Source organism: Pseudarthrobacter sp. MEB009 (genome assembly GCF_030208875.1).
Classification (GTDB): Bacteria; Actinomycetota; Actinomycetes; order Actinomycetales; family Micrococcaceae; genus Arthrobacter.
Genome location: NZ_JARVTC010000002.1, coordinates 20,001 through 40,791 on the forward strand (window position 1 = coordinate 20,001; position 20,791 = coordinate 40,791).

The 20,791-nt window shown below is 63.5% G+C and carries 26 protein-coding genes; 4 read left to right on the forward strand and 22 right to left on the reverse strand.

Going from position 1 to position 20,791, the window contains the following annotated elements; translation table 11 throughout:
- The first annotated feature begins 35 nt into the window (after positions 1 to 35).
- Genes QRN07_RS00135 through QRN07_RS00145 form a run of 3 tightly spaced genes read left to right on the forward strand, consistent with a single transcriptional unit; the run spans position 36 to position 1,761 of the window.
- Positions 36 to 419, forward strand: a complete 384-nt coding sequence (locus QRN07_RS00135; RefSeq protein WP_285240044.1) for a thiol-disulfide oxidoreductase DCC family protein — start codon at positions 36 to 38, stop codon at positions 417 to 419.
- Positions 401 to 865 (forward strand): hypothetical protein, encoded by a 465-nt coding sequence (locus QRN07_RS00140; protein ID WP_285240045.1) that lies wholly within the window; start codon positions 401 to 403, stop codon positions 863 to 865. Before QRN07_RS00135 ends, QRN07_RS00140 begins: the two co-directional genes overlap by 19 nt.
- Complete coding sequence (locus QRN07_RS00145; protein WP_285240046.1) at positions 862 to 1,761, forward strand: hypothetical protein; 900 nt, start codon at positions 862 to 864, stop codon at positions 1,759 to 1,761. Before QRN07_RS00140 ends, QRN07_RS00145 begins: the two co-directional genes overlap by 4 nt.
- A 53-nt stretch (positions 1,762 to 1,814) precedes the next feature.
- Here the strand turns inward: QRN07_RS00145 and QRN07_RS00150 are convergent, their stop codons facing one another.
- From QRN07_RS00150 to QRN07_RS00185, 8 genes are all read right to left on the reverse strand, one after another.
- Complete coding sequence (locus tag QRN07_RS00150) at positions 1,815 to 4,823, reverse strand: right-handed parallel beta-helix repeat-containing protein (RefSeq protein WP_285240047.1); 3,009 nt, start codon at positions 4,821 to 4,823, stop codon at positions 1,815 to 1,817.
- Positions 4,824 to 4,926: 103 nt separating this feature from the next.
- Positions 4,927 to 5,184 carry a hypothetical protein gene (locus tag QRN07_RS00155; protein WP_285240048.1) on the reverse strand — a complete coding sequence of 86 codons (258 nt, stop codon included), beginning with the start codon at positions 5,182 to 5,184 and terminating at the stop codon, positions 4,927 to 4,929.
- On the reverse strand, positions 5,177 to 6,004 hold the full coding sequence (locus QRN07_RS00160; RefSeq protein ID WP_285240049.1) for a CHAP domain-containing protein: 828 nt from the start codon (positions 6,002 to 6,004) through the stop codon (positions 5,177 to 5,179). Before QRN07_RS00160 ends, QRN07_RS00155 begins: the two co-directional genes overlap by 8 nt.
- Positions 6,005 to 6,020: 16 nt before the next feature.
- On the reverse strand, positions 6,021 to 6,317 hold the full coding sequence (locus tag QRN07_RS00165) for a hypothetical protein (RefSeq protein WP_285240050.1): 297 nt from the start codon (positions 6,315 to 6,317) through the stop codon (positions 6,021 to 6,023).
- Positions 6,314 to 6,742, reverse strand: coding sequence for a hypothetical protein (locus QRN07_RS00170; RefSeq protein ID WP_285240051.1), 429 nt, complete (start codon positions 6,740 to 6,742; stop codon positions 6,314 to 6,316). Before QRN07_RS00170 ends, QRN07_RS00165 begins: the two co-directional genes overlap by 4 nt.
- A complete protein-coding gene (locus tag QRN07_RS00175; protein WP_285240052.1) occupies positions 6,742 to 7,344 on the reverse strand; it encodes a hypothetical protein in 603 nt (200 codons plus the stop codon). The genes QRN07_RS00170 and QRN07_RS00175 overlap by 1 nt, the downstream gene beginning before the upstream one ends.
- A gap of 14 nt (positions 7,345 to 7,358) precedes the next feature.
- Positions 7,359 to 7,559 carry a hypothetical protein gene (locus tag QRN07_RS00180; protein ID WP_285240053.1) on the reverse strand — a complete coding sequence of 67 codons (201 nt, stop codon included), beginning with the start codon at positions 7,557 to 7,559 and terminating at the stop codon, positions 7,359 to 7,361.
- A 9-nt stretch (positions 7,560 to 7,568) separates the two neighbouring features.
- Complete coding sequence (locus tag QRN07_RS00185; RefSeq protein ID WP_285240054.1) at positions 7,569 to 9,365, reverse strand: sialate O-acetylesterase; 1,797 nt, start codon at positions 9,363 to 9,365, stop codon at positions 7,569 to 7,571.
- 110 nt (positions 9,366 to 9,475) lie between these two features.
- Between QRN07_RS00185 and QRN07_RS00190 the strand changes: the two genes are divergently transcribed.
- A complete protein-coding gene (locus QRN07_RS00190) occupies positions 9,476 to 9,934 on the forward strand; it encodes a hypothetical protein (RefSeq protein WP_285240055.1) in 459 nt (152 codons plus the stop codon).
- Here QRN07_RS00190 and QRN07_RS00195 read toward each other — a convergent pair.
- From QRN07_RS00195 to QRN07_RS00260, 14 genes are all read right to left on the reverse strand, one after another.
- A complete protein-coding gene (locus QRN07_RS00195) occupies positions 9,931 to 10,746 on the reverse strand; it encodes a hypothetical protein (protein WP_285240056.1) in 816 nt (271 codons plus the stop codon). The two genes, QRN07_RS00190 and QRN07_RS00195, sit on opposite strands and share 4 nt — an antisense overlap.
- Positions 10,747 to 10,749: 3 nt before the next feature.
- Positions 10,750 to 11,814 (reverse strand): hypothetical protein, encoded by a 1,065-nt coding sequence (locus tag QRN07_RS00200; RefSeq protein WP_285240057.1) that lies wholly within the window; start codon positions 11,812 to 11,814, stop codon positions 10,750 to 10,752.
- A gap of 31 nt (positions 11,815 to 11,845) precedes the next feature.
- Positions 11,846 to 12,595, reverse strand: a complete 750-nt coding sequence (locus QRN07_RS00205) for a hypothetical protein (RefSeq protein ID WP_285240058.1) — start codon at positions 12,593 to 12,595, stop codon at positions 11,846 to 11,848.
- On the reverse strand, positions 12,585 to 15,863 hold the full coding sequence (locus QRN07_RS00210) for a phage tail tape measure protein (RefSeq protein ID WP_285240059.1): 3,279 nt from the start codon (positions 15,861 to 15,863) through the stop codon (positions 12,585 to 12,587). Before QRN07_RS00210 ends, QRN07_RS00205 begins: the two co-directional genes overlap by 11 nt.
- Positions 15,864 to 15,887: 24 nt before the next feature.
- Entirely contained in the window at positions 15,888 to 16,091 is a 204-nt protein-coding gene (locus QRN07_RS00215; protein ID WP_285240060.1) for a hypothetical protein, read from the reverse strand.
- 155 nt (positions 16,092 to 16,246) lie between these two features.
- On the reverse strand, positions 16,247 to 16,837 hold the full coding sequence (locus QRN07_RS00220; RefSeq protein WP_285240061.1) for a hypothetical protein: 591 nt from the start codon (positions 16,835 to 16,837) through the stop codon (positions 16,247 to 16,249).
- Positions 16,838 to 16,937: 100 nt separating this feature from the next.
- Positions 16,938 to 17,450, reverse strand: a complete 513-nt coding sequence (locus QRN07_RS00225; protein WP_285240062.1) for a phage tail tube protein — start codon at positions 17,448 to 17,450, stop codon at positions 16,938 to 16,940.
- A gap of 1 nt (position 17,451) precedes the next feature.
- The gene (locus QRN07_RS00230; RefSeq protein WP_285240063.1) at positions 17,452 to 17,652 is read right to left on the reverse strand and encodes a hypothetical protein; all 201 of its coding nucleotides are present in this window, start codon (positions 17,650 to 17,652) and stop codon (positions 17,452 to 17,454) included.
- A 10-nt stretch (positions 17,653 to 17,662) separates the two neighbouring features.
- Positions 17,663 to 18,079 carry a hypothetical protein gene (locus QRN07_RS00235; RefSeq protein WP_285240064.1) on the reverse strand — a complete coding sequence of 139 codons (417 nt, stop codon included), beginning with the start codon at positions 18,077 to 18,079 and terminating at the stop codon, positions 17,663 to 17,665.
- Positions 18,072 to 18,437, reverse strand: a complete 366-nt coding sequence (locus QRN07_RS00240; protein WP_285240065.1) for an HK97-gp10 family putative phage morphogenesis protein — start codon at positions 18,435 to 18,437, stop codon at positions 18,072 to 18,074. The genes QRN07_RS00235 and QRN07_RS00240 overlap by 8 nt, the downstream gene beginning before the upstream one ends.
- Positions 18,438 to 18,446: 9 nt before the next feature.
- Positions 18,447 to 18,875, reverse strand: a complete 429-nt coding sequence (locus QRN07_RS00245; RefSeq protein ID WP_285240066.1) for a DUF6093 family protein — start codon at positions 18,873 to 18,875, stop codon at positions 18,447 to 18,449.
- A complete protein-coding gene (locus tag QRN07_RS00250) occupies positions 18,875 to 19,279 on the reverse strand; it encodes a hypothetical protein (RefSeq protein ID WP_285240067.1) in 405 nt (134 codons plus the stop codon). Before QRN07_RS00250 ends, QRN07_RS00245 begins: the two co-directional genes overlap by 1 nt.
- Before the next feature lie 80 nt (positions 19,280 to 19,359).
- Positions 19,360 to 20,427: a phage major capsid protein gene (locus QRN07_RS00255; RefSeq protein ID WP_285240068.1), complete on the reverse strand. Its 1,068-nt coding sequence runs from the start codon at positions 20,425 to 20,427 to the stop codon at positions 19,360 to 19,362.
- An 11-nt stretch (positions 20,428 to 20,438) separates the two neighbouring features.
- The gene (locus QRN07_RS00260) at positions 20,439 to 20,789 is read right to left on the reverse strand and encodes a DUF2190 family protein (protein ID WP_285240069.1); all 351 of its coding nucleotides are present in this window, start codon (positions 20,787 to 20,789) and stop codon (positions 20,439 to 20,441) included.
- Positions 20,790 to 20,791: the final 2 nt, after the last annotated feature.

Here is a 20,791-nt window from a genome sequence, read left to right on the forward strand (position 1 = left end):
GCGAACGTTAGTTTTCCTACAGGTAGAATCACCGCATGACTATGGGGGACGTAGCGCTCGAGCGCACGCTTATTTATGACGCAGACTGTGGGTTCTGCACCCGCTCTGCAAAATGGCTTGCCCGTGGCGGCCAAGTAAACATCAAGCCGTGGCAGGGTATTCGCGACCTCGACGCTCTTGGGCTCACCGAGGAAATGGTAGAAACTGCCGCCTACTGGGCTGACAGTGGAAGCATTCGGGCTGGAGCCGAGGCGGCTATCGCCCAGGCCCTCATCGCTAAGGGTTCTGGCTGGCCGCTGCTGGGCAAAGTCATCCTGCTCCCGGGGGTGCGGTTCATCGCCTCCCGCGTGTACAAGGTCATTGCGAAGAATCGTCACGCCATGCCGGGCGGAACTGACGCATGCCGGCTACCAAACTAGCCAAGCGCAGGCTCTCCGCTCTGGCCGTCTTTGGTGCTCTGCTGCTGGGCCAGGGCGTCTATTCGTTCGCCGTTGAGCCGGAGCCTTACCCCACTGTTCGAATGCCTTCGTTCGGTGCCGCGCCCACCCGGGCCGGCCTCTTTGCCAGCCGCATGGCCTACGTCAAAGTCACCTACGCGGATGGCTCCACCGTGAATCCCCGCGTCTCGGAGATTATGGACGGGGTCCGATTCTCCGCTGCCCGGCCTACGCTGAATTACGTTTTCAAGCCAGGGAAGCCTGTTGATGACGACACTCGGCTTTGGCTGGCAGCGAGAGCTAAGGCTGTCGGCGGCGGCAGTGAGCCTACTTCTGTCGAGGTTTGCTGGCAGGACGCGGCGGTAGACGTACATGATGCGAGGGTGGTCAACGCGAAGCCTTGCGAGACTACGGTGGTGACATTTTGAGTAAAGCAGTCGATTTTGCTGCCTCATGGGTGGACCGGATCTCGGAGTCATACCGCGTACAGCCGACCTACCTCGGGATAGTCCGCATCCTGTTCGCACTCCATGTGCTGGTCTTCCCAGTGGACTACCTCTGGACGGCGGAAGTTCCAGCGTCATTCTTCCAAGCCCGGCCAGGGTTGTTCGCCTGGATGACAGCGGCGCCGGATCCTTGGGTCATGATCACCCTTGAAGTGGCCCGGGCCCTTCTGGCTGTGCTGGTTCTGGTGGGGTACCGGACTTTCCAATCGTCGATCGCCCTCACGCTGGTGATGGTTGTCGGCGCTGGAGTCACCCACTCCTTCGGGAAACTGGACCACTTCATCCTCTACGAGCTGTTCCCGGCGTTTATGGCTTTCGCGGGTTGGGGCGCCGCGCTTTCGCTGGACGCCCGCATGGGGCGCGGCAGGAATTCTCGGGGCTTCCCCATGCTGCTCTGGGCCGTGACTGTGGCTTACGCGCTATTTACCGCGGCGCTCCCCAAAGCGGTCGCGGGCTGGCTAGACCCAGCCAAAGAAGCAAGCCGCGGGTTCATTGCACGGGATCTAGCCGAAAACGAGAAGCTCGGCCCCCTTGTGGATGTCATCTTCGCGTTTGATAATCACATCTTCTGGAAGTTCATGGACTACGCGACGGTCTTTGCGGAGGGGTGGCTGATCGTGGCTGTCCTCTTCCCGGTGCTGTTTCGTATCGGGATCGTCGCGCTGCTCGGATTCCACGTTGGCGTGTACATGAGCCTTGGGATCGATTTCGCCAGCTATTTCTTCCTGTACGCGGTGTTCTTTTCACCTGCCTATGTCTGGCTTAGACGCAGAGTTGCGGGCAAGCAAGCACAACACAACCAACCGGCCATAACGTAAGAATTGCCCCGCACAAGCAGTGCGGGGCATTTCTTACGTTAGAGGCCGCCGCGCTAGGCGACGCCGAACTCCGTGGCCAAGAGGTCCATGACGGCTGCCCGCATCGTTGCATCATGCACCCCAGCGTAAACAACCGAGTACGATACGCCGTTGTCGTTGACAAGCCTTGTTGCCGTGGCTGGGTCATATGAGGCTACTGCGGTCGTTACGGGGCTAAGTCCTCGAACGTGAGCGGTGATTCCTGCTGCGTCACGGACGGCGGCAATGATCCCCGGTGCTGATGCGGCGGTGACTTGGGCGTTGAAAGATGCCGCCGCTGAATCGGTGCCGATGGCAACCCATGCACTGTTTCCGCTGTTCCGGCCAGTGGCGAATCGGTCCGCGCTGGTGCTTGTGCGCAGTGATGCGCGCTGAGATGCCGCGGGGGTAGTGTGCACCGCATACAGGGTCATGGACTGGTTGAGCGGGATAGAAAGGCCTGTCCCAATTGTCGCCCCAGTTTGGGACGCCAGGGGTGACTGACCGGTTTGCGTAAGCAGCTTGTCCGCTAGGGTTGGCGCGCCGGACGTTCCGACCGTCCAAACAGATGACGAGCTCCCGGCGGTTCCAGTCCACGCGCAGTTCGGCTGCGTGCCGTCAATGTAGGGCCAGAGCGCCGTCCCCGCGGTCAGGTTGACGCCATCGATGTCCACAGTCTGCCCGGATACGGCCCCATCGATAGCCATATTGATGTCAACCCGGCTGCCGTTGCTGGGCAGTGTGATCCCCAGGGAGACGCGCTGCCAGTCTCCGGTGGCACGGATGCCGCCCTTGTTGTAGGTGCGCTGCTTTCCATTGGATTCCCAGTAGCCGATTGCGAATGGCCGGATAACCGCGCCCTTCGTCGTGCGGACCCAATATGACATGACCCGCGGCCCCGCCACAGCGCCGCTCACCCGGCCAACGCGGGCGGTAGGTGAACCGTCCTGGTTGACCGTGAAGCGCGCATAGCTGGTGCCATACTTCCCGCCATCTGTCATCTGCACTGGGGCGTCAAACCGGCTAAGGGCCGCCGCAAGGCTCACATTCAGCTCGTAGCTGGGGGTGGTGAACTCGTTGGTGATTGTGTTGAAGGCGGCCTGCTCCCGATTCCCGGAAATTCCCGTTACGTCGTCAGTGGCTTTCTCGTTGACGAGCCACCCGCGAGAGTTCTCCGTAACCGTATTGCCGCGGATCGCAGGGGTGGTGCAGAACTGGCCAGACCCGGCAAAGTTGATGCCGGCGCCAATGTGGCCCTGGATAACGTTGTCGATGATGCGCGGGTCGAACGTATCTCCGGCAATCCGGATACCGTCGCCGGTTCCGTTCTCGCGGATGACGTTGCCTCGAATCTCAGGGCGTGCCACGAGAACGGACCCTAGGTCGATGCCTCCGGTACCGTTGCGTTCGATGCGGTTGTTCAGCCACCGCCACCCTGCCCCGAGCTGTCCGCCGGCCGCGGCGGTTACGCCGGCGGCCGTGTTCGCGGTGATTTCGTTGTTATCGAAGGTGTAGGCCCCTGTTGAGGCGTTGCCCACAAGGACGCCCGTTGCGTTGCCGCGTATGACACTGGCGTTGATGATGCCATTCCGGCCACCGTGTCGCCCGGATAGCGGGTAGCCCTCAATGTGGATACCGGCGTTGGATGCGTTGAGGAAGTGGCAGCCGTTGACAACGAGGCCGTCCGCGCCCGCGTCTCTGAGTCCGTTATAGCCGCCCAAGGAGGTGCAGCCTGTCATGGAGAATCCGCGTGAGTCGGACGGGGTTCGCGGAATTTCGAGGATGCGCTCTACGAAGAACCCTGCGGACCAGCTGTCTTCGGCGTAACAGTTCACGAAGGATACGGATTCGATGTCGTAGTTACCGACGCCGATGCCGAAGCCGGCGCCGAAGCTGTCGTGCCCGCCGGTAACCCCGCGGCCTGAGCGGATGGCGGAGCATTCGGTGAACCGGACGTCCTGGAGAAAGTCGCAGCCGAAGGAAGTAGCCCAGGAGTTGATGACGCGGACGCGCTCGAAACGTCCGTTCCGCATATAGCGCAGAGCGATTCCCTTTGCACCCACATTGTTGGGCGTGCTCACCTGATTGGTGCAGTCGATGGTCATGTCAGCGAAGACCTGATCGTCAAGGTATCCGTTCGGGTCGAATCCCGGGTCCATCAGCCCGAAGACCGCATTACCGTGCGGAAGGATGCGGGTGTTGGAGCGGCCGGCACCGACAAAGCCGACGTGGTAGTTATTGAACCAGCGAAGCGATGAGTAGATCCGGTACTTGCCGGATGGGATGCGAATCGTGACTGGCCCGAGTGAGGGCACGAGTGCTGCGGCGGCATCCAGTGCCCGTTGAAACAGGGGCCGGGCATCGGTGGCGTCGTCGCTTGGCAGCGTTTCTCCAGGCAGCAGGAACGTCTCCAGGTCCACGGTTCGGAGTCCAACATACGTGGCAGATAGCGCCGCGTCCCCCAACCGTGCGGGCAGGTTAGTATCCGGCACCTTAGCGGAAGTATCCAGCGGGGCGACGCCTGATGCGGCACCCTTTGCGGCGTTGGGTACGCGCCCGGACACGGCTTCCTGCACTTCCTCAGGGGTGACGCCGCCGGGAAGGTACTCTTCCAGCTCACTGGCAAGCTCGGCCGCGCCCACGGCCAGCGTCAGACCAGCGACGGACGTAACCGGGACGACGGGCGCGGACACGGGCAGGCCGATCACTCCACCGGGCAGGTTGTCGAAGTCCACCACGTCCTGCCCGATGAGGGGCTGCCAGTTCTTCGTGACCGTCTTCTGCGTATTGCCGAAGACAGACTTCCGCGTGATCCGGTAAGCCCACATCGTGAACGCGTTCCCCGCCTGATCGGTGAAACCAGGCTGGTCAACAAACGGTAGAGTGACGGAACCTGGCTGACCAACCCCCGGCGCCTCCACCTCAGGGAAGTCATCAATCGGCTGACCAGTAGCTGACCACACAACACCAGCCGTGGACTGGACACTAATCTCCGTGCGAGTCGCCTCGTTGCCAAGGAAAGTGAACGGGTTAGAGAACGTCAAGGTTGAAACCTGGACGCCCGGGGGATACGTCGGCACAGTGCCTCCTAAGGCGGGGTGGGCATGAAAAAAGCGCCCCAGGAGGCGCCGGCAAAAGGTTGGGTGGTTACTTGGTGGGAGGGAGCAGGCCTTCATCGATGGCTTGCTGGCCGGTGTCCCTGAGCGGGTCACGCTTCAGGTAGCCGGTGATGTACTGGCCGGCCGCGAGTAGGCCCAGGGCGACGGGAACGGCGAACGGTCCCAGCCCTGCCAGCATGTCCGGCGTGACGGCCGCCAGTGCCGCAGCGAGGGCCGTCAACACAAGACCGACGAGGAGCGGCCACAGGACCTTCGGGGACGTGGACTCTGTGCGGTGATCAGCCATTGGTCTTGCCGATCCGTTCCGCGAGTTCGTCAAGGACCTTCTGCGCGATGCCGTCCGGGATCAGCGCCACGATTTCCGCGGGGCTGTACTGCTTGATCCGGTCGTGGAGGTACTGGCGGGTCACGTCCTCCTGCGCCTGCGTGCCATCAAGGACGGTTGTGCCGAGGTCGTTGATGCGGTCCCGGACGTAGGCCCGAGTCGCTTCCTCGTGGTCCCGCTGACGTTCATCAGCTTTGGCCAGTTGATTCTTGAGGCGGCTATCGACGCCGACAAGGATTTCGTTCACTTCTGCTGCTGACAATTCGTCCTCCTGTGGGGTGGGTGTTGCGCTCTGGTAGTTGATGTCCGAGCCGATGAGTTCGGGCCGGGGACGTAAGACGCCGGCTAGTGCGCCGTAGCCGCGCCCTGCGTAGGCGAGGCGGGCACGGTGAGCGGGCTTGCTGGAGTACCAGTTGCCGTCAACGAACTGGTGCGGGGCGGCGAAACCGTCCTGCTGGATGACGTTGATGCCGATACCGTCCGCGGACTCCACGACGGCAGTATGTCCCCACTCATTGGACGAGTCGCCGCCGTACACCAGCACATCGCCCCGTTGCGGCACGAAGCCATGGAAGTAGTCGATGCGGATCCAGTACTTGTCCGGCGCTACCCCCAGCAGGTCCTTCGCTCCGCGGACACCGCCGACCGACTGGGACCATGGGACCCCGAAGATGAACTCTCCGTAGTGGTCCACAGCATCGACGCATTGCAGTCCGTAGTGGCCGTCAGGGTCCAGCCTCTTGCCCACCGAAGTGGACAGCCAAGATTCAAGCTTGCTCATGTGCGCCCCTTCCGGGCTACATCGATTCCTTGAGGTATTCCTCGAGGATGTTGGGTAGTGGGGGTGCGGGCGGGCCGAGGCCCTGCTCGATGTGGAGGTTGAGTCGGAGGATGTGCGGGAGGTAGACCCGGTCCCGTTTCTCAAAGTTCCCCAGCCGGGCCTCAAGGTTGTTCACCTGTTCCTGCAACTGGTCGATGAGCTTGTTCTCCCGGGTGCCCTTCTGGACCCTGGACGAACCCCACCCGACTGTTGCCGCGATGAGTGCTACGACTATCGGCACCACCCAGTTTGGGTCGATAGTGACAGTGGTCAATCGTCTTCCCCTTTGCGTTTCAGGGAGCCGACTTTCATGAGCAGCCCGAAGATGATTCCCGCGGGGCCGGCGTAGGTCATGAACGTGAACCACTCACGGCTGCCCCAGCCCATGGCGATGACTGTCCCGATGTAGCTGATGGCGTACGTGACGCCCCAGAGGACGAGCATTGCCACAAGGGACGAGATGCCCAGCCGCGAGGTTGGGATGAACAGGTCGCGGATGCAAAGGGCGACGACGGCGCCCCATGCGACCACCCAAACCCAGATGCCCGTCCCGCCTGCCAGCAGGTTGATGGCGGGCGTCAGTTCACTGTTTGATGTGGACGGTAGGTAGTACAGCGCCCGGGACAGTGCGAACAGTGCGGCCGAGGCGAGCATCACCCGCCGCCCGGTTCTGTAGCGCTGGTCTGCTTTCGTGGTCATTAGGCCGCCGCCACGAAGCTTGCGTCGTCCCAGACCATGGAGAGCGCCTGGGAGGACCCATACAGCCCGTGCCATGTTTCTCCGGTGAATGCGTTGTCGGTGGCGGTGATGATGGTGGTGCCGTTGACTTTGACGGTGATGGTGTCGTTGTTCAGGACGACTTGGTACACGTCGCCGTCAGAGGGCGTGTAGGTGCTGGTGGCGAGGACGGTTGCCGTGTTCCCGTTGATGCGTTTGTGGAGGTTCAGGGTGGACGTGTTCGCGGCCTGGTAGATGGCGTAGTGGTTGTCAATGTCCCGGTATCGGAACGCGAGCCCACCACGCCGGGACGTGCCGAGTGCTTTGGCGGTGACGGTCAGGGTGCCGTTGGTCGCCAGCCCGTCAGCCACAGCGACGTTGAGCCCCGACGTAGCCGCAGTGAGCGCAACACCACCGGTTGAGGTGATGGACCAGATCGGGTTGCCAATGGTCCCGGCAACCTTCCACGGACGTTTCTCCGCGGACGTGACACCGATGGCGTCACCCGCGGCCCGGTTGAAGTTGTCCGCCCATCCCGGCAAAGGGACCCGGGGCAGGCGCGGGTTGTTGAAGCGCGTATTCATGACGAAATCCACGGTTAGCCCTCCTGCTCTTCTGCTGCGGACGCGAGGCCCTTGGCTACGGCCTCAATGACGTCGAGGACTTCCCTGTACTTGACGCCCGAGTAACTGTCGGCGGAGAACCCTAGATAGGACACCTCGTCCAAGTCGTGGGCCTGGAATAGATCACTTAGCGCGGCTTCTGCTGCGTCGATTTGCTTCTGGGTTAGTTCTGGCATTGGGGCTCCTTAGGTGACGGTCGCAATAGCAGGCGCGGAAGGTGTTGCGGATTCGTTCAGGGCCACCACACGGACCTGCGCGGCACCAGTCGGGAAGCCGGTGACCGTTTCGACGGTGTACATGCCCCACGCCCGGGTAACAGGCGTCCACGCGCCGGCGCCGACCTTGTATTCGAGGGTGTAGCTGGTGATGCGTGACGGCGGGATGACCCATGCTGTGCCGGCGCCGTCGTCCATGGAGTAGGTGGGGGTGCCGGTCAGGTCGCGGGGTGGCGCATCCCATGACACTTCGAGGGTGGTTCCGGTACGTTTCGCCACAAGGTTCTGCGGCTGCAGCGCGGGGGAGCCGGGGATGTTCGCCAGTGCTTGCCAGTACGCGGCGTGGTACGTCTTGCCCAGGTGTTCGATGCCGACGCGGGAGAAGTGGACGGTTTCGCCCACGTTCACACCGCCCGGTGCTGACTTCGCGAACCCGGTGTACGGGACACGGCCGGGGGTAGCTGCGTGCGCCTTGTCCACATTCAGCTTTGACGGGGTGACGGCGAAACCTTCAGGCGTCATCTGCCCCACCACGAACGGCAGGTTAGGGGTGCCGAGCCCGGCCAGAAGGTAGGTACGAAGTCCGTCCTGAGCTGCCGCGTACCCTGCGGTAGACAGTGAGGCGTTGTTTTCGCCCTGGTGCCACAGGATGAGCTTCACAACCACCTTGTAGCCTGCCGCCTTGGCTGCGGCGATGGCCTCCAAGGTCTGCGCGATGGCAAGGGCGGGCAGGTCATACTCCGCGGACGACGCGGCGTTCGGCGTCCACGTGAGAGTATTCGCCGCACCCGTGAACCCTGTGCCGCCATGCGCGGCAGGGACGAGCAGGACGCCGACGTTGGACGGCTGGGTTTGCAGGTAGTTCCGTGCGAACGTCGTCGCCGGACTGATCCCGGTAGCGGTGTCATGCATGTCCAGCGGGACGGACGCCAACCGCAATGTCCGATTCTTCGCCCCGTACTCCATGATGCGGGGGTCTTCCGGGTCCATGCCGTCGCCATAGGGCAGACCGCGGCCGGAAGCATTGGACTGACCAACCACCAAGCAAACGTGCAGCGTATTCACCGGGACGTTACTGCCGCTGCCGATGCCCGTTACGGGGCCGGGGAAGACCGCGTCATAGATGTAGGTGCGGCCATCCTCCTTGACCTCCATGGAGATGTTGCCGTCGGCGTCAATGATCCGCCACCCGACAGTGGGGGTTACCAACACGTCACCGATGCGGACGTTACCTTCAGGGGTCGCCTCGAAGGACACAGCACCAACACTGTCCACGGCGCGCACCGTCCGGGAATCGCCCGTCTTCGGTGAACGGGACTCGCTGCCAACCAGGATGTCAGCCTCAGCAAGGGCATTCTCAGCCGCCTGCGCACCAGCAGCCTGCACTAGTGGGCTGTCGGCAAGGTTGCTCGGCAGGACGCGAGACAGGGCCTCATCAACCTGCTCCGGAGTCAGCGGCACACTGTTCTGATACGTCGCGTTGCCGATGTCCTTCGTCAGGTTGTCCACGACGTTGCCCGCACTGAACGGAACCTTCAGATACAGGCCATGATCGGCGGAAATGTTATCCGTGTGCGAAATGTTCCCCGACGCGTCCAACCACTCGATCCGGAACGCGTACGGGTAGTTCGGCTTGTTCCCGTCCGTCGCCCGCAGGAACAGGCTGTACGCGCCGCCAGCCCCAGCCGTAGCCCGAACCTCCTGCGTCGGCATGAACGTCGAACCGTAAGTCGTCGGCACCTGAGGCCAGAAGATCACTTCGGCCATCAATCCAGCCATGCTAGCGCCAGTAATATCCTGGACATTTCCCGACATGATGGGCAAAGGAGCCTCCTAGGGGTGTATTAATTCGGGGCCCCAGCCGATAAGATTCGGGCATGGGGAAACTTGGGGGACTACTTGCCATCGCTACCGCCGCGCTCGTACTGAGCGGATGCGCGGGAGCGGGCGAGGCGCAGCCTGAATCGATCCCCACGACCGCGGGGGCGCAAGTCCTCGACAGCAAAGAGCTGGAACAGAAGCGCATGGCGCCGTTCGTCGCAACGGCCCCGAGCATGACCGCCACCCCAGACCCAGCCGCCGACGCGAGCATCACCGAAGCGGAACAGGATGAATTCCTGGCAGGCGTAAAGCGCAACTGGCGTGGGGATCAACCCGACGATTCAGCCCTGGTAGCAATGGGAAACCTCGCGTGCCAGCGCTATGACGAGGGAAAAGCTCACACGGAGGTTGACGTGGTCCCCGGTGGCAGCCAGGAAGCAATCGACAACAGTGACGTGGTCGCCATATTTGCCGGGCGGCAGCTCTGCAAGGAACACAACCCGGACAACCTTTAGGTGATAATTTTCCTGAGCTGGCCGTTGCCGTCGAAGTAAACGTTGGGCTCCACCCCAGATATCGAACCTGGCGCGGTGACTTTCAGGGAGCCTTGAACTTCCGTGGCACCAACGAGCTCAACTTCCGTCGCCTGGATACCAGCGCGGCCGCTGCGGGTGTATACGAACGCGTTGCCCGAAGGGCCAGTCAATTGCGGTCCTGACGCGGTTCCGGACAGATACCCGCCCGCGTCGAACTGGACGCTTCCGCCGAATAGCGCGGGGTCAATCGTCATGCCGCCGGCCTTGATCTTGCCGCCGGTCTTTACTGTCAGGTCAGCGTTGATTTCGACGTTGCCGGTCGTGTCAATCTTGAAGCTGCCGAACTTTACGGAACCGTCCGGATTGATTTCTGCGGTGCCGCTCGTGATTTTGCCTGTCGGGTCAATCGTCATCGTTCCAAACTTGGCTGACCCGTCTGGCCGCAACTCGATGTCACCCGCCTTGAACAGGCCGCCCGACGCGATTTCCAAGTCATTGAGGACGGTCATCACGCCGGAGACATCCACGCTGCCACTGACATCCAGCGGCCCGGAGATGATCACCTCACCCACGAAATTCACCAGCCCGGACGCGAAGAGCCGGCCGATGATTTCCGCGGAGCCGGTGACGCGCAGCCCGCCGTTCTCGATGGTGATCATGCCGCCGTCGTGGACAGTGAGACCGCCGCGGCCGATGGCCATGTTGTTCTGGTTCGTGGCATTTTCCAGGGCGCGCAGTCGCCGCTCCCAGTTGTCCAAGGTGCCTTGCGCGATGTTGTTGATCTGGCCCATGGGCTAGCCTCCCTGTGGCTGCATCTGCAGGGTCACTGTGTCGCGGTCGAAGGTGTACTGGATCAGCCGCCACGTGGACCAACCATCGGGCAGGTTTTTGACGCCCTTGGTCTTCACTCGGCACTCACCGCCCAGGATCAGGTCCGACACTTCCACCGGGCCGTCGCATGGGATCTTGAAGCTGAGCTGGCTCGTGGGCCGGTCAGAGACCGCGAGGTCCGCTCGTGTGCGGGCTTCCAGCGGACCGGGCTCTTTGATGCCCTGGTATGAGGTGACTCGCTCAATTGCGGGGTACCGGGTGCCGGCCATCGAGTCGGCGGACTTGACCAACAAGCTCCGCCCCGAGCCCTCGCCCGTGCCGATTACTTTGTTGCTGACACCCGAACCGGCATAGGTGAAAGTGATTCCGAAGACCTCGGACCCGGAAGCGGTGGTGTCCCATTCCCGCGGGTTGTAGCCAAGCCCGGGCGCTGCCCGGAACTCCCATTCAAGGTTCCCTTCCGGCGATTTTTCCGGGCTCAGGTCAATGTCCGGTCCGCCGTCGGTCTTCATAAGTTCGTCCAAAGCGTCAGCGACGCTCATGAACTTGAAGCCCTCATAGGTGCGGGCATCGTCACCGGGCACATCAGGCGGGAAAGCAATCGGGAGCGCATACCGTTCCTGCGGCTCCGCGTTGGCGCCCTCAAGGATGACGCCCTTGGCTATCGTTGCGAGTGACTTGCCTGCGTAGGCTATTGGCTCTGCCAGTTGGGAGCCTTCACCGTGCACCCGCAGGACGTGTCGGCTGTTGAATATCCACCAGAGTTCCCGAAGGTCGGCGGTCACCGTGCCCCTGTCCACGTCGTGCACAGGGTCAAGGATGTACCCGGCGTATTTCACGATGTCATCCCATGCGGCTACGAGGACCCTGGCCAAGGGCTCGATGGTGTAGTCCGTGACCACTTCATCGACCTTGGGGTCCGCGACATTGAACGTCACCACGCCGGGCACTCCGGTGTTCAGCGCCCGGCCGCCGGTGCATTGGTCCGCCGGCAATTCGATCCAGTCCTTCCACGTCAGGCTGCTCACCGAGTAATAACGCCAAGCCACAGGGCCTCCCTCAGATGTAGGTGTCGTAGACGGCGAAGGACGCCGTTCCTGTGCCTGTTGTGGTGGCGGTCAAGGAGACGACAGTCGGCGTGCCCGGCTTGATCCCCGGGGTGAAGGACTCGGTGATGTTGCCGTGCACCACCAGCCCGTTGATCCGCAGCCGGCCGTCGTTATAGTCGATGACGTGGGGGACGCTTGGCAGGAGCGGCCTGGTGATCACGAACGCCAGGCCACCCACGCCGAGCCGGTACCCGCCCGGCATCGAACCCGACACCGTGACGACCGTCTTGGCGTCGTAGTTGCCGCGGTGGAATGCGGTCGCGTCGCCGCCGGGGGTGGCCACGAACTTCCGCAGTTCCCCGAATTTGCGCGGGTCCACGAACTTCAACGGCACCTGCCAAGTTGCTAGGGTCGCGGTGATTGGGCGGAACCGGATCCGGCCGTTCTTCTTCCCGTCCGCCCACTGCGTTGCACCGTGACCAGCTACCTGCGCCCGGCCCTGCATCGCAGCCGTAAGGAAGATGCCCGCGTCATGCAGCACTTCGTGGCTCTTCGCGTGGAGGAGCCCGTCGAACGTCACCAGCCGGGACTGGTTGTAGATCGGCAGGTCGTGCTCACCGTCAGCGTTCGGACGGTCAGCCTGCTCACCCTTGGACTCTGGCGAATCAAACCACCCATCAGGGACATCGCAGGACCAGTGGCCGAACCGGTCAGCCCCGGAGAGAGTGCGGCCCGCCCATTTGATCTGATCAGCCGCCAAGCCGCACCCCCTGCTCTTTGAGTAAGTACTTGACGTCGTCGACCACGTTTCGGCGCAGCTGGGCGACGTCGAGTGATGTGTAGGTGGCGCCGCTGAAGTCCAGCGTCACCCCGCCGCTACCGGCTGGCTGCCCGGCCATGGTGAGTGCCATGATCTGCGCGGACGCCGCCTGGGACCCGACCGTGCCGCCGCCCGCCAGCTTCTGGAACTGGCCGGCACGGACCTGGGCGCGGAACCGGTAGACAGCCTCCTGGCCGCCCATCAAGTCCACCTCCCGATCGGTGAAGACGTGCTCACCCTTCGCGCCCATGAACAGCTGCGAGTCCACACCCTTGGGGCCCGGGGCAATATCCAAGTCGCCACCGGACGCCCGGCCCGGCGCCAAGACACCCAAGCCCTTGCCGTAAGTCCCGTCAGCCTCCGGGGCGAGCCCGATGACCTTCTGGAAATAGGTCTGGTGGGTGTTGACGAACACATCAACCTGTTTGCCGTTGAGATTGTCGGTCTGCCCGATGATCCCCGCGAGCTTCTCCGAAGCGTTGTCGTTGACCCACGTGTCGATAGGGACCTCTTTCGGGATCCCCAACGCCTTGCGGGCCATCGTGTCCGCCGCATCACCGGTGATCCCAAGCTGGCCGGCCGCCGTGACAAGGTCGTCATAGCTGGTCCGCAGTGAGGACTGCAGCTGCGCCTGCGCGGCGGCGGACCCCTCAGTCGCGAGGGTTTCCGTGGCGGTCGCCGTAGCGGCGTCCATCGCAGCTTTCGCAAGGGAGTTGTACGAGGACTGGTTCGCCCGCCCCTGTTCGGTGTTCAGGTCCAGGGTTGTGCCGTTCTTCGTCACCGACTCAGTCATGCTGTCGATGGCGTCCTGATACCGGATCGCCGAATCCGAAGCGGACAGGGACAGCAGGCCCGCATTGAACAAGGCGTCCGTGAACGCCTCAATGTCCGACACGGAACCGTCTGCGGCTAGCCCAACCTTCTCCAGCTGCTCGACGACTTCTTCCGTGAGTGCGGCACTCGACTGCGCTGCGGCGCCCTGCTTCACGAGTGCCTCGGCGGCCTTGTCCCCGCCGGCAGCCGCGGCCTCCATCGCAGGAGGCGTCTTGCCCAGGGCCCAGTTCAGCAGGTCCTGTTCCGAGAGGCTGACCTTCGACTGGCTCGCCATAGCCCGCAGCGAATCAAGGTAGCGGGGGAACCGCTTGGCGACTTCCTCAACCTTGATGCCCTGCTCAGCTGCGCTGTCAGCGACGGACTTGAAGCCCTTCGCCGCGAGATCCATGTTGCCGTTGGTTGCGGCGGCCGCGACTGCCTGGTCCGTCTTCTCGAATGCGTCACCGAGTTTAGCCATGCCGTTGTTGACGCCCAGAGCCGTGGCGCCCCACGACTCTACCGCCGAGTTGAAGTCCTGGTTGATGAGCTTGTTCAAGGCCTGGCCGGCGGAACCGATCTGACCCTCGAACTCTGCAACACCGATGTCCCGGAACCTGTTGTCCAGGCCGTCCTTCTCTTTCGAGAGGCCGACGAGGGATTGGGTAAATTCCTCTGTCGATGCGGAGGCTTCCTGCATGGAGTTGTGCAGGCCCTTGACGACTTCGAACCCGACGAACGCAGCGGATGCAATGGTCGCGGCTTTTGCTGCCTTGTTCAGGCCGCGGCTGCTGCCGTCCGCCCGGGAGTCCAGGTCCTTGAAGGCTTGGACTCCGTCCCGGACTTTGGGAAGCAGGAGCATCAGCCCGCCGCCAACCAGAGCAGTCACGCCCACCACGGCGCCAAGCCCCGTCACAAGCCCTTGCACCGGCGCGGGGAGATCACCGAACGCCTGGCTGAGACTGACGACAGACTCCGCGGCGCTGGCAATGATCGGTAGGAGGACCGCGCCCGCGTCGATCGCGGCATCCTTGATGTTGTTCCACGCCACCGTAGCTTTGGACTCGGTCGTTTCGTAACGCTTAGCAGCCTCGGCCACCAAGGCGGTGTTCTCTTCCCAAGCCTTGGAACCGAGAGCCAGGGATTCAGAGAGCAGGTCCCCGGCGCCGGCCAGAGCCAGCATGACCTGCATTTCCTCGGTGCCCTTCATGCCCATGTCCTTGAGGACCTGGACGACGTTGCCGCCTTCGTCTTTGGTCCGGGCCATGCCTTTGGTGACCATCTCAAGAGCAGCGACCGGGGAGGTGCGGAAGGCTGCGGCGAAGTCTTCGGCTGAGGTGCCAGCCGCTGAAGCGAAAGCGTCCAGCTTTTCGCCGCCGCCCTGCACTGCCGCGTACATCTTCAGCAGGGCGCGGGTGGCCACGCCGCCGCCGAGCTCGGCCTTGACGCCCATGGAGGCCAGGGTGTTGGACAGGGCCAGGACGTCCGCCTCTGATGCGCCCACCAGCTTGCCGGCGCCAGCGATGCGCTGGGCCATGGACAGGATGTCCTTCTCGGTGGAAGCACCGTCGTTGCCGAGGGCCACCAGGGCGGCACCAAAGTTGTCGATTTCTTCCCCGGTGGTGCCCATGACGTTGGCGATCTGGGCGATGTCCGTTGCCGCTTCCTCAGCGGTCAGGTTGGTGGTCTCGCCGAGGTCGATCATGGTCTTCGTGAATTTGAGGATGTCCTCACGCTTCACGCCAAGCTGACCGGCCGCCTCCGCCACTGCGGCGATCTCAGTATGAGTCGAGGGGAGGGTCTTCGCGAGGTTCCGGAGGCCCTGCTCGATTTCGGCCATCTGCTCCGGGGAGCCATCCACGGTCTTGGTGACCCCGGCCCACGCCGATTCCCAGTCCATGGCAGCTTTGGCGGAGGCGCCCAGTGCGGCGACTGTGGCGGTGCCGAACGCGACCATCGCGGTCCCGGACTTTTCGACCGCTGCAGCCTGCTTACCGGCCGCGGCTTCGGCCTTCTCCGCTGCGATGCGCTGCTTCTCAGCGGTCCGCTCGGCGTCTTCTCCAAGCTCGTACACGGCGCCGCTGAAAGCGTCCAGGCCCTTGGTAGCTGCCTGTGAGCTGGTCAGGACCTTGCCGTTGCTGTCGATCAGCTGCCCGGCCCGGTTGTACTGCAGCCCCGCGGCGGTGGCCGCGTCGTGGTGGGACTTCGCGAGCTTCTTCAGCTCGTCCGAATACTGCTTCGTTGACTCGCTGGACCGCTGAGCTGACTCGTCAGCTTTCTTCCCGGCCTTGGCCGATTCGTCCCCAACGTCCTTGATCGCCTTGGAGCCCTTGGCGGCGTTGCTGATGAATTTGTCGATCATCAGTTCGAGGACGACGCGTGCGGACCTTGTCGACAAAGGGGCCTCCTCGGCTGTGTTCAGTTATCGGCGGGAAGCCTGCCGGCGCAGTTGGGCTGCGGCTTTGTCGGCGGCGTTGAGGGTGGTGTAGACCTTCTCGCCTGGCGCGGGCTTGTACGGGGTTTTCCCATCGCCCTGGGTGGCGCTCTCACGGGCCGCGCAGGACCCGCACTGGAGCGTGTGCGCCTCGTACCAGCCGCTGTTGGACTCGTCGTGGGCGATGACCATCGGCTGCCCGCAGGAGCACAGCCCGCCCTCGTACTTGGTGAGGGCGAGCTGCAGCAGGTAGTCCTTGTCCGTCCACTCCTCAGCGCGCCGGGCGCGGGGAACGAACCAGTGATGAGCTGGTTTGTTCGTATCCCGTGCGGTGCGGAGTACCTGGACTACCCCTGGCCAGTCACCTCGCCAGAGGGCTTGTGCAAAAAATCAGCGTCCACTTCGGGCAGTTTGTTCTGCGCCACAGAGTAGGCATTGAGGATGTGTTCCATCTGGGCCGGGCCGATCTTCGACTCAAGGGCCTTGACCTGAGCGATGGACCAGTTCACGGCGGTCCGGGGCTTCTCGAACGGCTCCACGGCGATGATACTCGCGGCCAGGAGTGCGAAGCCGTGGTGCTTGTTCTGCTCCAGCTGGGTTTTGTCCTTGGTCCGCTCATCGGAGTCGCGACGGAGGACGAACTTCTCATCGGAGCTGAGGGCCCGCACGTACACGGTGATCTGCGAGGACGCGAAGGCCTGGACGAGCTTCTCGTACTCCGCCTCCAGCGGCCCGAGGGTGCTCGCCTGGGCAGAGGTCTTCTCAGACCCTGCCGATGCTGCGCGTTCCAGTTCGATCTGCCGGCGCAGGCGGGAGAGCTTCCCGACGACGTTGGCGCGCTTGTAGACCTCGGCGGACTCTTCGGGCATGGCGGCGTCCTGCAGCCAGTCTTCCAACTCGAAGTCAGCAGCGGGGTGGGTCGCGGTGGGTTCAGTCATGAGAGTTTCAGGCTCCTAAGTTGGGTGGGTTTGTAGGCTCTGGTGATGCGGTGTGAGGGTGGCTGGGCGGAGCCTGAATCACGCCCAGCCACCCGGTCTTTTAGGCGCCGCCGACGGGAACTTCGACGAGCATGTCCTGCGCGGCGAACGGGATCCGGCGTTTGATGTCGCCTTCGTTGTTCACTCGCATGGGGTTGTCCGAGCGGACCTTGCCGCCGAGGTCGATGATGTCGCCGGCCTCCCAGTCCTCAGTGGAGAACTTGTCGGACTCGCGCATGTAGATCCACGCTTCGGAGCCCTTGACGCGGACCGCCTCGTAGGCCTTGTCGCCTGCGACCTTGTCCGGGCCGCCGGCTTCGAGGAACTCCCGGACGAACGTGAGGGCCGTGTCGAAGTTCGAGGCGCCGAACGCCGCCGAGTTGCCGACCTGGCAGGAGACCTTCTCGTTGACCGTGTCCGACGCCGTGGGCGACCAGGCAATGTCCGATTCGAGGACAACGCAGGAGAAGTCAATCCCGGCGTTCAGCTCGGTAGCGGTGGGGATCCCGGATGCTGCTGCGGGCTTCTCGGTGAGGAGCGCCCATTTCTTCTTGCCGTCTGCTGACACCTTCATGTCAGACCTCCTTGGTTTTCTCCGGCCGCGCCGGTTCGGTGATTCGTGCGGTGGCCGGGGTGGCCTGTGCTGGTTCCTCCACCCGCTGGGACGGGGGAAGCCTGTAGTTGAACGGTTCGTCCAGGTAGTGGATGGGGACCCGGCGTTTCTCGCCGCCGTTCGGGGGTACTGCAGTGACGAAGCCGTCGGATGGTGCAGCCACGAGGGGCCTCCTAGTTGGTGATGAGCCGCCATTGCTGGGGGAGCATGAAGCGGGCCGGGGTGGTTTGGGTGTCGAGGATGGGTGCTTGCTGGTTGAACCCGTCGGGGTTGGTGCGGATGATCCCTCGGCCGACCCGTTTATTGAGGAGCGCCCCGCGGTCCGCTACAGCAACAGCGCGGCAGGTCTCCGCCGTGGGCCCTACCGCCGTGGTTTGGAAGTCGTAGACGAGGGTCGAGGCGTCCTGGATCCCGTCAGACGTCAGCTCGTCAGGGTCAGCTCCCACGCCCGCCCACAGGACCGTGTACGGGTCCACGTAGGATCCGGTCTGCGGGAGCTTCTCCGGCACGAACCCGTCATGGGCGACCCTGTCCGGCACCGACCTCAGCAAGGCCAGGATCTGGGCGCTCGTGGCCAAGGGGTCAGCCATTCAACGCGTCCAATCCCAGCTGCGCGACTGCCTGCTCAAACGGTCCAGAGAACCGGTCCAGGCTGGGTCCCATGTAGGCCTGCGGCGCTTGCCGGCTGGTGCCGAGTTCGACGTACTGGCCGTAGTTCACAGTCGGCCCGATCTCAACGGAAAGGTTCGTCGCCGACAGGGTCCGCAAATCGGAGTGTCCGATGCTTTCCTTCAGGTTGCCGAAGTCGACAGGTGCGATGGCTTTCGCGTTTGCCTCAATATCCAGGGCGGTTTTCTTCAGCACCAGCTTGGCCCGCTCAACCGTCCGGGGACCGGCGGCCGCGAGATCCTTGTAGACGCCCTCAACAGAAGTGATGTTCGCTCCCATAACGGCCTCCTATTCCGGGTTTTGCTGTGTCTGGTTGTCCACGCAGACAAGTTCGCGGGAGAACTCCAGGGAACCGAACATCATGTTCGTGACCGCGTACCGGCGGCCCAGGACGCGGACGACGTCGCCGCGCTCACCCGAACGCAGTTCCGGGAGGGGGACGCCCTCAGCAGAGACGTGGGGGACGGTGACGAGGTACTCGCGGAGCGTGGTGGGCTGCTCGCCAGGGTTCGCCCCGCCCTCGCGCTTGAGTTCCTGCAGCCGGCACATCGTGTCGTGGATGACGCGCTCACCAGTCCAGCCCGGCGGCTTCGGGTACGGGGGAGGGCCTTCACTGATGCGGACCAGCTGGCACGGGACTGTCATCGTCCCAGTGACCGCGGGCCGGTGCCGCTCCGCCCAACCCTGCGGGATAACGCTCGTTTTGTGGAACGGCATCACAACCACCCACTGTCCGGGTAACGAAGCTCTTCGCCTTCAATGTGGTCGCTTAGCGCGAGGGGGTGGACGGAGAAGAACGAGCCGTTATCTTCGGCGGACTCGTCAGCTGCTGCCTGGTCGTCGTAGGTCTTGGCGAGGGCCCGCAGCTCCGTGGCGAGCTTCGCCCCGTCGACCTGCACGTCCTGGGCTTTGATGACCTTGGACCGGAGAGCCTCGCTGATCGCGATGGCACGGAGCGCTGCGGCTGCGGCCCGGTAGACGCTGTCCTTGCGGAGCGTCAGGAAGCCGCGGATCTGATCATCGGTTAGGACCTGCTCAGACTCGACCTCAGCCTCAGCGAGGAGGAGGCGGACTTGCCCGACTGGCGTTTCGTAAACGCTCGTTGGTGCGTCGGATTCCATGCGCGCCTCCTGTGATGTTGCGGGTGGTGCCGGGGTGGGGTTGATTTGCCCTATTTGTCACCCCGGCACCGGTGGTGGTGCTAGGCGCCCTTGGATGCCCAGACGCCGGTCGTGAAGCCGGGGTCGATGCCGTAGACGTCTCGGCCGCGGAACCAGATGGTGTCGTCGTTGAACGAGCCAGCATCCGTGGGAACATCGCCGCCGCCGGGGCGGACGCCCTGGTCCTTCTTCACGCGGATGTCCACGGTTTCCTCGCCGGACAGCAGGGTCCGGATGATCGAGGGAAGGTCAGAGGTCTTGCCCTGAACGAGAGCCCATGCGGTTCCCTGATCGGTGCCGAGCCGCTTGCCGACGGCGCGGGACTCCATGGGAGTGACCACGTTGGTGAACGGGTTCTGGATCCGGGTCTTGGTGACCTTCGAACCGTCCGTGACCTGCATTTCGATCTCGGTTGCCTTGAGAACACGGTTGACCTGGCCGCGGAGAGCTGGGCCGTGGATCAGGACGAGATCCGAGGTGTCCACGAGTTCGTCGCGGTGGTTCTCACGCAGGGCAAGTTCCTTCAACGCGGCGTCCAGGTTGTCCGGCGTGAACGGCACGGTAGCGACGGTGCCGAAGAACTCCGGGTTCCATGCGCTGTTCTTGACCAGCAGGTCAGCGACAGCGTTGTTCTGGCCCTTGATTGAGCCGTTGCCGAGGGCCTTGGGGAAGTTCGCGAGGGCCGAGAAATCCCGGTCGCGTCGGAGTTCCCACGTCAGCCCGTAGGACTTACCGTTCTTGCCGGCGCCGTGGGTCAGTTCGGTCTCCTCCAGGATCCCGCCTTTGTACTCCTCGCCCTGGGCGACAGGCTCGAAAGCGTCACCTGTCCACAGGTCAACGAGCTTGCGACGCTTGAAGCTGTCAACCGTGACGTCGACGAGAAGCGGCTCGAACTCCTTGACGGCATCCTTCTGGGCCTTGATCGCAGACTTCGCGAACGCGTCACCCAGCAGGACCGGGAAGTCGTCCGTGCCGAATGCTTCGAGCAGGGTGGCCTGCGCGAAGTGGTCGGCACCGGACTTGCCCTTGCCGAACAGGACAGCGGCCTCGTGGACGCGTTCCTCGTGGGTAGGCGCGGCTCGGAAGCCCTCTTTTGCGAGAGTGTGCATTGTCATTCTCCTTACGCGCCGACGGCGGTCTGAGTGGTGTAGCCGATCGGGGCTACTTCGACGGGGCCGGCGGCTGCGGCCTTGGTGCCCAGCGCGATGCCGAACAAGTAGTTGCCAGTTGCCGTGGTATTCAGCGCGCCGGCCGTGGTGATGTAGACCGGGAGGCCCACGGTAGCGAGTGCGCCGGTGACCTGCAGGGTCCAGGATCCGTCAAGCCAGAGGGTGACTTTCTCCCCGGACTTCGCATCGATCTGGGCCACGCCGCAGATGGAGCCGACCCGGACAGCGTCGCCGGACTTCACATCACGCGGGGCGGGCACCGCGATGTGCAGGGCGTTGGTGTAGCGCTGGTTTTTCGCCATGG

Excerpts from the sequence above, each read along its gene's own strand:
- QRN07_RS00215 (WP_285240060.1), bottom strand. The coding sequence starts at position 16,091 with ATGGTCATCGCCCACGACGAGTCCAACAGCGGCTGGTACGAGGCGCAC.
- QRN07_RS00245 (WP_285240066.1), bottom strand. The coding sequence starts at position 18,875 with ATGCCGTTCCACAAAACGAGCGTTATCCCGCAGGGTTGGGCGGAGCGG.
- QRN07_RS00155 (WP_285240048.1), bottom strand. The coding sequence starts at position 5,184 with ATGGCTGATCACCGCACAGAGTCCACGTCCCCGAAGGTCCTGTGGCCG.
- QRN07_RS00195 (WP_285240056.1), bottom strand. The coding sequence starts at position 10,746 with ATGGGCCAGATCAACAACATCGCGCAAGGCACCTTGGACAACTGGGAG.
- QRN07_RS00135 (WP_285240044.1), top strand. The coding sequence starts at position 36 with ATGACTATGGGGGACGTAGCGCTCGAGCGCACGCTTATTTATGACGCA.
- QRN07_RS00180 (WP_285240053.1), bottom strand. The coding sequence starts at position 7,559 with ATGCCAGAACTAACCCAGAAGCAAATCGACGCAGCAGAAGCCGCGCTA.
- QRN07_RS00175 (WP_285240052.1), bottom strand. The coding sequence starts at position 7,344 with ATGAATACGCGCTTCAACAACCCGCGCCTGCCCCGGGTCCCTTTGCCG.
- QRN07_RS00185 (WP_285240054.1), bottom strand. The coding sequence starts at position 9,365 with ATGGCCGAAGTGATCTTCTGGCCTCAGGTGCCGACGACTTACGGTTCG.
- QRN07_RS00255 (WP_285240068.1), bottom strand. The coding sequence starts at position 20,427 with ATGCACACTCTCGCAAAAGAGGGCTTCCGAGCCGCGCCTACCCACGAG.
- QRN07_RS00140 (WP_285240045.1), top strand. The coding sequence starts at position 401 with ATGCCGGCTACCAAACTAGCCAAGCGCAGGCTCTCCGCTCTGGCCGTC.
- QRN07_RS00235 (WP_285240064.1), bottom strand. The coding sequence starts at position 18,079 with ATGGCTGACCCCTTGGCCACGAGCGCCCAGATCCTGGCCTTGCTGAGG.
- QRN07_RS00240 (WP_285240065.1), bottom strand. The coding sequence starts at position 18,437 with ATGGGAGCGAACATCACTTCTGTTGAGGGCGTCTACAAGGATCTCGCG.
- QRN07_RS00260 (WP_285240069.1), bottom strand. The coding sequence starts at position 20,789 with ATGGCGAAAAACCAGCGCTACACCAACGCCCTGCACATCGCGGTGCCC.
- QRN07_RS00160 (WP_285240049.1), bottom strand. The coding sequence starts at position 6,004 with ATGAGCAAGCTTGAATCTTGGCTGTCCACTTCGGTGGGCAAGAGGCTG.
- QRN07_RS00220 (WP_285240061.1), bottom strand. The coding sequence starts at position 16,837 with ATGACTGAACCCACCGCGACCCACCCCGCTGCTGACTTCGAGTTGGAA.
- QRN07_RS00170 (WP_285240051.1), bottom strand. The coding sequence starts at position 6,742 with ATGACCACGAAAGCAGACCAGCGCTACAGAACCGGGCGGCGGGTGATG.
- QRN07_RS00190 (WP_285240055.1), top strand. The coding sequence starts at position 9,476 with ATGGGGAAACTTGGGGGACTACTTGCCATCGCTACCGCCGCGCTCGTA.
- QRN07_RS00225 (WP_285240062.1), bottom strand. The coding sequence starts at position 17,450 with ATGAAGGTGTCAGCAGACGGCAAGAAGAAATGGGCGCTCCTCACCGAG.
- QRN07_RS00250 (WP_285240067.1), bottom strand. The coding sequence starts at position 19,279 with ATGGAATCCGACGCACCAACGAGCGTTTACGAAACGCCAGTCGGGCAA.